7 protein-coding genes are annotated in these 8,766 nt (G+C 71.0%); 3 read left to right on the top strand and 4 right to left on the bottom strand.

The window, feature by feature from the left end; translation table 11 throughout:
- The first annotated feature begins 568 nt into the window (after positions 1-568).
- Complete coding sequence (locus ACFCZF_RS40315; protein WP_376675904.1) at positions 569-2,956, top strand: Helicase associated domain protein; 2,388 nt, start codon at positions 569-571, stop codon at positions 2,954-2,956.
- A gap of 283 nt (positions 2,957-3,239) precedes the next feature.
- Here ACFCZF_RS40315 and tgmC read toward each other — a convergent pair whose 3' ends face one another.
- The 3 genes from tgmC to ACFCZF_RS40300 are packed head-to-tail and all read right to left on the bottom strand — an operon-like array spanning position 3,240 to position 5,696.
- On the bottom strand, positions 3,240-4,436 hold the full coding sequence (gene tgmC, locus ACFCZF_RS40310; RefSeq protein WP_376675903.1) for an ATP-grasp peptide maturase system methyltransferase: 1,197 nt from the start codon (positions 4,434-4,436) through the stop codon (positions 3,240-3,242).
- The gene (tgmB, locus tag ACFCZF_RS40305) at positions 4,433-5,419 is read right to left on the bottom strand and encodes an ATP-grasp ribosomal peptide maturase (RefSeq protein WP_376675902.1); all 987 of its coding nucleotides are present in this window, start codon (positions 5,417-5,419) and stop codon (positions 4,433-4,435) included. Before tgmB ends, tgmC begins: the two co-directional genes overlap by 4 nt.
- Positions 5,420-5,423: 4 nt before the next feature.
- Positions 5,424-5,696 carry a putative ATP-grasp-modified RiPP gene (locus tag ACFCZF_RS40300; RefSeq protein ID WP_376675901.1) on the bottom strand — a complete coding sequence of 91 codons (273 nt, stop codon included), beginning with the start codon at positions 5,694-5,696 and terminating at the stop codon, positions 5,424-5,426.
- A gap of 126 nt (positions 5,697-5,822) precedes the next feature.
- Between ACFCZF_RS40300 and ACFCZF_RS40295 the strand changes: the two genes are divergently transcribed.
- Positions 5,823-7,139, top strand: coding sequence for a Tat pathway signal protein (locus ACFCZF_RS40295; protein WP_376675900.1), 1,317 nt, complete (start codon positions 5,823-5,825; stop codon positions 7,137-7,139).
- Positions 7,140-7,153: 14 nt separating this feature from the next.
- Positions 7,154-7,441 carry a DUF6087 family protein gene (locus tag ACFCZF_RS40290; RefSeq protein ID WP_376675899.1) on the top strand — a complete coding sequence of 96 codons (288 nt, stop codon included), beginning with the start codon at positions 7,154-7,156 and terminating at the stop codon, positions 7,439-7,441.
- 348 nt (positions 7,442-7,789) lie between these two features.
- On the opposite strand, the gene ACFCZF_RS40285 is transcribed toward ACFCZF_RS40290, so the two are convergent.
- On the bottom strand, positions 7,790-8,554 hold the full coding sequence (locus ACFCZF_RS40285) for a hypothetical protein (RefSeq protein ID WP_376675898.1): 765 nt from the start codon (positions 8,552-8,554) through the stop codon (positions 7,790-7,792).
- Between the last annotated feature and the right edge of the window lie 212 nt (positions 8,555-8,766).

Genomic DNA, 8,766 nt, shown 5'->3' with positions numbered 1-8,766 from the left:
GCTCAGAAGTGAACGCCTCCGCTGCGCTTCGGCCTGGCTCCGCTGGCGCTCCGCCAGATTCCCGCGCAAGCGCGGGAATTGAATTCCGCAAGCGGAATTCAGAAGCGTAGTGCAATTCGCGCAAGCGCGAATTGCGGGAGTCCCCGCAAGCGGGGCCTCCTGGGCTGGCAGCAAGGGGTCGGTGCATCACGCGCGGCACCGTGTAAAGCCTGGAAATCCCAGTTATCACCCCCAGAACGGGGCTGATGGCCCGTTGGAATCGAATGGGTGCCGGCCTCACGGTAGAGACGGGCTCCGCTGCGCTCCGCCGAACCTCTCCCCCAACACGCCTGGCTTTGTGGCCAGACCGGCAATACTCCACCATCGTAGCACTCCAACCATCCGATGTGGGGCTCGAACTGTCGATGTGTAACCCTCGTGAACGAACCTGGTACGAGCGGGATGCATCACGGTTATGCACTGTGTAGAGTCTGGGAACTACACCGCACCACCATCCCGGAGCCCAGGTTCCGGGGATTCCCTGCTTGAAGCGCGCCGCATTCCGCGAAGAGGAGAGTGCCGGATGGTTATGACGAGGCGTGACTTGCGCTCTCATCAGATTGAGGCGGTTGACGCCATTGTGCGCGGTCTTGATGTGCCGCCTGGTGGGATTCCTGTCAACGGACTGCGCGGTCAGGTTGTTGCGGCTTGTGGGACGGGCAAGACGGTCATCGCTGCTTTCGCTGCTCGGGAGATGCTGCCTCGGGGGCGGGTCCTGGTGCTGGTGCCGACGCTGGAGCTGCTGACGCAGACGGTGAAGGAGTGGTACCGGGTCGGGCATAGGGGGCCGGCGGTTGCGGTCTGCTCCCTGCAGGAGGATCCGGAGCTTTGGAGCCTGAAGGTCCGGTGCACCACGAACCCGGTGCGGCTGGCGATGTGGCACGGGACGGGGCCGGTGACCATCTACGCCACCTACGCGTCGCTGCCGGTGCTGGCCGAGGCGTTCGAGGGCGTCTACGGGCAGCGGTTGGCGCCGGTGGACCTGGCGGTGGTGGACGAGGCGCACCGTACGTCGGGGTCGCTAGGGAAGGCGTGGGCGGACATCCATGACCAGGGGATCATCCCGGCGGCGCGCAGGTTGTACCTGACGGCGACGCCGCGGATCTGGCAGGAGCGGCCCAACTGGGAGGTGGCCGAGGGGGTTCGGGAGGCGTTGCCGGAGGAGCTGGCGGTCTCCATGGACGATGAGTCCATCTTCGGTCCGGTGCTGTACAAGCTGACCTTGGCATCGGCGGTGGCGCGCGGCCTGCTGGCGCGGTATCAGATCATCGTGGTCGAGCTCCAGGACCCGGTCGTCACCCCGGAGCGGCTGATGGGTGAGGAGCGGCGCAGCGAGGAGGTGCGCGGACAGCGGCTTGGTGCTCTGCAGGCGGCGCTGCTGCGCACCATGGCCGACCACCGGCTGCAGACGACCATCACCTTCCATCACCGGACGATAGAGGCGCAGGCTTACGCGGAGGGCCTGGCGGCGGTGGCGGCGAAGCTGCACGCCGACGATCCGGAGAAGTACCCGGGGCGGATCTGGGTCGACTGGCTGTGCGGGGAGCACGTGCCCGAGCGCCGGCGGGAGGTCTTGGCTGGCTTCGGCACCACGGCGCTGCGGGCGGTGCTCTCCAACTGCCGCGTCCTGGGCGAGGGCGTCGACATCCGGGCGGTGGACTCGGTGGCGCTGCTGGACCCCAAGGGCGCGCCGCACGACATCGTGCAGGCGATCGGGCGGGCGCTTCGGCAGAAGCCCGGCGAGGGCAAACTGGCCTCTTTGATCGTGCCCGTTTTCCTCCAGCCCGGGGAGCAGCCGGAGGACATGTTCACCTCCGGTTCGTACCGTCCTTTGGTGAAGGTGTTGCAGGGGCTTAGGGCTCATGATGAAGAGGCCGTTGAATTGCTTGCCATTCCACAGGAGCCGCAGAAGAGAGTCGTGGGCCCTTCGTGGAATATCGGTGTAGCACCCGAGGAAGGTGAAGAGGAGTCTCGGTTTCTGCTGCGTTTTGCCGCGCCGCGTGACCCGGTGATGGTCGCTGAGTGGGTCAGTTTCAATGTGATCGACACCGAGCGGCAGGACTGGGTGCGCGGGTACGCCGCCGCGCGCCGGTACCGGGAGCGCCAGGCGCACTTGAGGGTGCCGTACGACCACAAGGAAGGCGCGTACCCGCTCGGGCAGTGGATCGCCGAGCAGCGACGGGCGTACGGGGCCGCGCAGCTGTCCGGCAAGCGGGCCGAGCGGCTCGAGCAGCTCGGGATGGTGTGGGACGCGACGGATGCGGCGTTCCAGGAGAACCTGGCAGCGGCGCGGGTGTACTACGAGCAGCACTGGACGCTGTGCGCACCGCGGACGGCGACCGCTTTGGGCCGGCCGATCGGTCAGTGGCTGTCCAACCTCCGCCGCCCGGGTGCGCTGGCCGGCCACCCCGAGCGCGAGGCCGCGCTGGCGGCGATCGACCCGGACTGGAACCCTGTCTGGCCCGTCACGTGGCAGCGGCACTACGTCGCCGTACGCGAGCTCCTCGCCGAGGAGGACGCTGCGCTCACCGAGCTGCTGCCCGGCGTCACCGTGCACGGCATGGACGTCGGCAAGTGGCTGGCCCGGCAACGTCGGCACGAGGTGTGGACTGGGCTGCTGGACGGGCAGCGTCAGCTTCTGGAGGCTCTGGGTATCCAGCCCGCTGAGCAGACCGGGCAGTCTGCTCGCACTGCGGTGCGGCCACGGGGGGACGCCTTCGCGCGGGGGCTGGCGGCGCTGAGGCAGTTCCGGGAACGTGAAGGGCACGTATGGGTCCCGCGCCAGCACGTCGAACGCTTCGACGATGGTGAGGAGGTCAAGCTCGGCATCTGGCTCTCCAATATCAAAAGCCCCGCCCGCTGGGCCAAGCTCAGCCCTGATCGCATGCAGGCCCTGGCCGAACTCGGTATCGCCTGAACAGAGGACGCTGGTGGTCTACGGGCTGCGGGCCCTGTCTCCGATCTTCTGGACCCGAGTCCTTATCTACGGCCGGTTCGAGCCTGTCACCGGGGCATCCTGATCGCCATGGACGATGTGCGCGACGTCCTCACCGAGGACGAGATCAACGATCTGCTTGACGGTGACCGCGACGCCGGATGGGACGCGGACGACGAGTACGAGTGGGTGCGGTGAACACGGCCAGGTGCCCGGTCGGGAGCCGTCACACTTCCCGCCCGGGCGCCTGGAGTCCTACGGGCCGTCAGGGCCTGGGGAGCGGCAGGCCGGGCATCTGCGGGTGTCGTAGGTGCTGCCCGCCGTCGTAGACGTGCAGGGTGAACGTCTCCGGCCCCGGCCGGCCCGCCTCGTCGTACGCGGACAGCACGCGCTCGATCCGCTCCCACAGCCGCACCGGGCCGCCCTCGCGGACCTCCCACCGGCCCTCGCGCGGGGTGAGGGTGGCGGCGGAGCCGGTGACGACGTCGACCAGGTGGACGACCTCGCCGACGGTCGTCGTCTGCGTGTCCGGGGCGGCGCACTGGGCGAGGAAGCGCAGGTGGAACGCTTCCTCGGTTGCGGCCGTGATCCGCTCCGGGGAGTGGCGGGCGGCCCGGCCGGTATCGGGGAGCCCGGCGGCCCAGTGGGCGGGGTTGCCGAACGTCGGCGCCGCGTGGGTGCGGGCGGACATGAAGGACACGGTGCCGTCCAGCAGATGGCCCTCGGCGGTGCCGTCGCCGTTCACGGTGAGCAGGACGCGGGCGTACCCGTACAGCCAGCCGGACAGGGTGAGCAGGATCTTCCCGCCGGGCAGGGCCTGCGCCAGCAGGGCCGGGGGGACGGCGCGGAAGGAGCAGGCGGCCACGATCCGGTCGAACTTCGCCTCGGGCCAGTAGCCGTACAGCCCGTCCGCCACCGCCAGCGTCGGCGTGTACCCGCACCCATACAAGGCGCTGGCCGCCTGCTCCAGCCGGTGCGGATCGACCTCGATGCTCGTGACGTCGGCGGAGCCGAGGCGTTCGCACGCGAGCGCGGTGGAGTAGCCGGTGCCGGTGCCGATCTCCAGCACCGTGTGGCCCTCCTGTACGTCGGCGTCGGCCCACATCCGTACGACGAGCGACGGCAGCGTGGACGATGAGGTGGGCGCCCCGCCGTGCCGTATGGCGGGCTGTTTCCAGTCGGGTTCGTCGCTGTCGAACTGGGTGATGAGCGTGGTGTCGGAGTACGCGGCGGCCAGCCAGCGGCCATAGTCGAGTTCGGCGGTGACCGGCTCCCAGACCGTCAGTCCCTGCCCGTTGTGCTCGTCGGCGGGCAGGTAGAAGCCCGGCACGAACCGGTGCCTGGGCACCCGCTCGATGGCCGCCCTCCAGCCGGGATCGCCGAGGACGCCGTCCTCGGCGAGGGCTTTGGTCATCGCCTCGCGCAGCCGCTCGGCGTCGGTCTCCAGGTCGGCGGGCATCATCGCGCTCCGCCTCCTTCCGTGCTCGTACTCAGGATGTCGACGAACGCCGTCGTGATGTCGTCGGCGTCGGGCAGCCAGCCCCACTGGCCGTTGGGGTTGCACTCGATGAACACCCAGTCCTCCGGGCTGTCGCCGTCGCCGGTCAGGGCGAAGTCGAAGCAGCCGAAGACCAGGCCGAACGCCGACAGGTAGCTGTGCAGCCCGGCCTCGACCGGCGTCGGCACGGCGATCGGGGCGTGCAGGAGCTGGTCCCAGTCGCCGCGGCGCCAGTCCAGCGCGCCGTCCGGGGCGGCGATCTGCTGGGCGAACACCCGCCGGCCGACCACCGTGACGCGCACGTCGCCGGTCTTGGGGATCTCCGCCTGGAACAGGTGCGCGGTCACCGCGAGCGTGTCGTCGAAGGTGTCGGCATCGACACGCTGGGCCCAGATCGCGCCGGTGTGCCCGTCCTCATCCCGGGGCAGGCCGCGGAAGGTCTTGTAGATGACGGGGCCGTGGTCGGCGGCGAACTTGGCGGCCTGCTCGACGTCGTTGGTGACCAGCGTCGGCGGCACGGCCAGGCCGAGCTGGGCGGCGAGCTGGAGCTGGGCGGGCTTGAAGTCGGCGGCCGTGACCGCGCCGGGATGGTTCACGTAGAGGGCGCCGTGCAGGTGGTTCAGCACCCCGCCGAGGCCGTGCCGGGCCTCGGCTGCGGCGAAGTCGCGCTGCTGGGCGGGCAGGTGCTGGTAGCGGGCGGCGTAGGGGGTGGGGCGGCGGTAGTACACCGCCGCCACCTCCCCCAGCTCCACCTCCCGGCTGCCGGTGACCAGCCGCCCGGCCCAGGCGCTCGCCCCGGAGCCGATGCGGGCGCCGAAAGTCAGGCCGGGGCCGATGTCGGCCGGGTCGACGCGGACGACGGGCACCTCGCGCTCGTTCAGCGCGGCGATGACACGGTCCGCGGTGACGTCTTCCAGCGCGGTGACGACCAGGACGGTGGAGGCCATCGGATCAGTCCGACTCGTAGTCGGTGGTGTTGTCGTCCTGGGTCTGCGGCTGCGGGTTCTGCCCGTCGCCGCCGCCGGACATCGACGCCGTGCCGGTGGTCTTGCTCGTGCCGTGCTTGCCCATCTCCACCACCTGGCCGGCGGCGTCGGTGTAGCGGGCGGTCTGCGTCGCCGCGTCGAGCGTCACCGCGGCGTACGCGGGCGGGCCGACCGGAAGCCGGTCGGTGACCAGCCGCATCGCCCACGGAACCTGAGCTGGGGGTGCAAGCGTCGCCATGCGAGTTCCCTTCCCCTTGCCTCATGCGGATAGCCGGGCGGCCACCGCCTGAGCAGAATCCGCCCCTGGCCAGGGCCCTGACCAGTACCGTAGGTGCCGCGAACCGTGGCGAAACTGCCACGCTCCGTGACAGCAGTCGGGGAGGACGAGACGGCGATGACCGGCAGATCCAGCAATCCGCACCTCGCGCTGTGGGTCGCCGCGAGCGGCCTATCGCACGGCGAGATCGCCCGCCGGGTGGTCGCCGAAGCGAAAGCCCAAGGTCATCGGCAGATCGCGCCGGACGCCACCCGCGTACGGCGCTGGATCGACGGCGAACGCCCCCGCCCACCGGTCCCGGCCCTGCTCGCGGCGGTGCTGTCCGAGGCGGTCGGCCAGCCGCTCACCCCGGGTGATCTCGGCCTGACGGCCGCCGGGCCCACGCTGGATAGCATCCAGCTCCCGCTGCTGACCGAGGCAGCCGCCCAGACCCTGGCCGGATGGACCCAGATGGACCTCTTCCTCGACCGCCGCGACACCAAGGGCTTCGACACCGACACCACCGCCGCGCTGGAGGAGGTGACGGCGTTCTTCACGAAGGCCGACGCCTCCAAGGGCGGCGGGCTGTACCGCTCCGCGATCGTCGCCCAGCTCGCCGAGGCCGCCCGGCGCATCGAGGACGGCGTACCGCCGTCGCTGAAGGCCCGGGTCTTCGCGGCGACCGCCGACCTGGCGGCACTGGCCGGGTGGGTCAGCCACGACTGCGGCCGGTACGCCACCGCCCAGCGCTACTGGTCGTACGGCATCTACGCGGCCTCCGAGGCCGGGCAGCCGGATCGCGGGGTGGAGATCGTCACCCGCATGTCCCACCAGATGATCTACCTCGGGCATCCCAGCGACGCCCTCGGCCTGCTCGGGGTGGCCGCGGCGAAGGCGAACCTGCCCGCGACCAGGGCGCTGGTCGCCTCCCAGACCGGGCGGGTCCACGCGGCTCTCGGTGACGAGCGTGAGGCCGGGCGGCACCTCGGCGCCGCCGACGAGCTGGTGGCCGACGGTCTGGGCGACGAGGTTCCGGAGTGGGTGGCGTACTTCGACGCCGCCGAGCACGCCGGTGCCCGCGCGGTCTCCGCCCGTGACCTGGCCGGGATCGGCCGCCCGCGCAGGCCCGCGAGCGTGCACTTCACCGACGCCCTCGCGCTGAGGAAGCCGGGGTTCGAGCGAGTGCGGGTCATGGATCAGGTCGGGCTGGCCGCCGCGCTGTTCGCCGAGGGGGAGGCCGAGCAGGCAGCGGCGGCGGCCCAGCAGGCGCTGGACGATGCCGCCCGCGTCGACTCCACGCTGGTCGCCTCCCGGCTGAACACGCTGCTGGCCGCCGCCCGTCCGTACAAGACCGCCACCGTGGACGAGGTCCGGACCCGGGCACGGGATCTCGCCGCCTCCCGCCCGACTGCGGTCGCGGCCTGAGACCATCGAGAACCATGGGCAGGCATTCGAGACCCGGACCGCCGAACCAGCCGTCCCGCGCCGTCCCGCGCATCGACGCCAGCGACCCGCTCGCCGCGTACAACCGGCGGCGTCGCCCGCCGATGGACGTCTGGCGCCGACACCGGCCGCTGCACGGCGGCGCGAGCCACCTGAGCCCTAACGAGCCGCGGGCCCTGGAAGAGTGGGACGGCTTCGCCTACGTCCCTGCCGGGACCGCCGACGATCTCGCCGCCGCCCGCGCGTGGGCAGGCGGGACCGCCCCGGGCACCGAGACCGCGTAGGTGAGTCTGGACGCCGCCCGATGGCCGGGTGACGCGTCCGGCCGATGCTGCCGCCGCCGGGCGTCCTTTCGTTGCTGCACACCGCCGCCGGTCCGGGGGTCTCCTGGAGGCGCACCCCGTCTCGCTTCGCTGACCGGGGGCGCCGTGTACGACACGCTCCACGTCGCAGTGCACCCGACCCGGGCCCGGAACCTGCCGGGTCACCGTGGCCGGCGACCTCGATGTGGTCAGCGCCTCCAGCCCCCAGGACGCCGCCCGCCGAACGGGCGCCGGAAGTCTGCGGAGGGCTTCACCCCGGGCAACGAGCGGACTGCCGCATGGTCACGCCAAGCCGGACGCTGGAGCCGCCTACGAGCGCGGCCAGGCGGCCGGGACACTCGGCGGCAGTGGGACCTCGTCCAGCCGCAGCCACTGCTCCCGGCCGTCCTGATCGGGCAGGAAGAACCGCACGTCCCCGGCCTCATCCGCCTCGTACGGGGCGTCCCCGACCGCGCGCAGCAGGGCCCGCAGCCTCGGGTAGGGGGCCTGCATCGCCCGTCCGCGCACGCCCTCGCCGCGCAGGGCGACCAGGGCGAAGGAAGCGACGTTCACCCCGGTGCGACGGTGACCGTCGGCGTGGACCACCGCCTCCGGGTGCTCCACGATGGAGGCCACGGCCTCCGGTCCGGCGACCGTGTACGTGAGCAGCAGGTCCCCGCGCTGGAGCACCACCTGCGCTCCCGGCTCCATCAACGAGCCGTCGCCGTCGATCGACAATGCCACCTTGCCGACCATCGGGCCCATTGCGATCTCACGGACCTCGTCGAACTGCTCCACCGTGGCGTCCACAATCCGCTCGGAGTCGGGCAGCACCAGCACGCAGTGGCCGTTCCACGAGGTTCCCGTCCAGCTCGGCGTGAGCGAGCCATAGCGGGTGCCGCCTCCGTCCTTGTGCTGAACCACCAGGTCAACCGGCAGAAGTTCAGCCCGAACACCGAGCTGGCCGTAGGCGTTCCGCAGCGTCATGCACGCATCCACGCACACATTCGCCGGGACACGGCCGTCCACCAGAGCCGTCCACAGGTACGGCAGCACCAGTTCCACCAGCTGATCCGGCTTCGCGTGCTCCAGCATCCGCGCCGTATGGTCCAGACTCCCCCGCAGCGGCAACCCTCCACCCGGCAACACCGCAACCGCCGCGCGCGGACGCGGTACCGACGAACGGCCGGGAACCCGCTTCTGTGGCGTCCGGGGGCCTTGACCCCTGATGTTGGACACACGAGACACTGGATCCTGAGGATCTGAGGACGGACATCTCGTGGTCATGAAGAACTATCCGCCGGAGT

Origin of the sequence: Streptomyces sp. NPDC056296, assembly GCF_042268605.1 — a bacterium.
Classification (GTDB): domain Bacteria; phylum Actinomycetota; class Actinomycetes; order Streptomycetales; family Streptomycetaceae; genus Streptomyces.
This window is presented reverse-complemented; position numbering and strand designations above follow the sequence as displayed.

What these genes read in the sequence shown, in the direction of transcription:
- ACFCZF_RS40300 (WP_376675901.1), bottom strand. Translation starts at nt 5,696, where the DNA reads ATGGCGACGCTTGCACCCCCAGCTCAGGTTCCGTGGGCGATGCGGCTG.
- tgmC (WP_376675903.1), bottom strand. Translation starts at nt 4,436, where the DNA reads ATGATGCCCGCCGACCTGGAGACCGACGCCGAGCGGCTGCGCGAGGCG.
- ACFCZF_RS40290 (WP_376675899.1), top strand. Translation starts at nt 7,154, where the DNA reads ATGGGCAGGCATTCGAGACCCGGACCGCCGAACCAGCCGTCCCGCGCC.
- tgmB (WP_376675902.1), bottom strand. Translation starts at nt 5,419, where the DNA reads ATGGCCTCCACCGTCCTGGTCGTCACCGCGCTGGAAGACGTCACCGCG.
- ACFCZF_RS40315 (WP_376675904.1), top strand. Translation starts at nt 569, where the DNA reads ATGACGAGGCGTGACTTGCGCTCTCATCAGATTGAGGCGGTTGACGCC.
- ACFCZF_RS40285 (WP_376675898.1), bottom strand. Translation starts at nt 8,554, where the DNA reads ATGCTGGAGCACGCGAAGCCGGATCAGCTGGTGGAACTGGTGCTGCCG.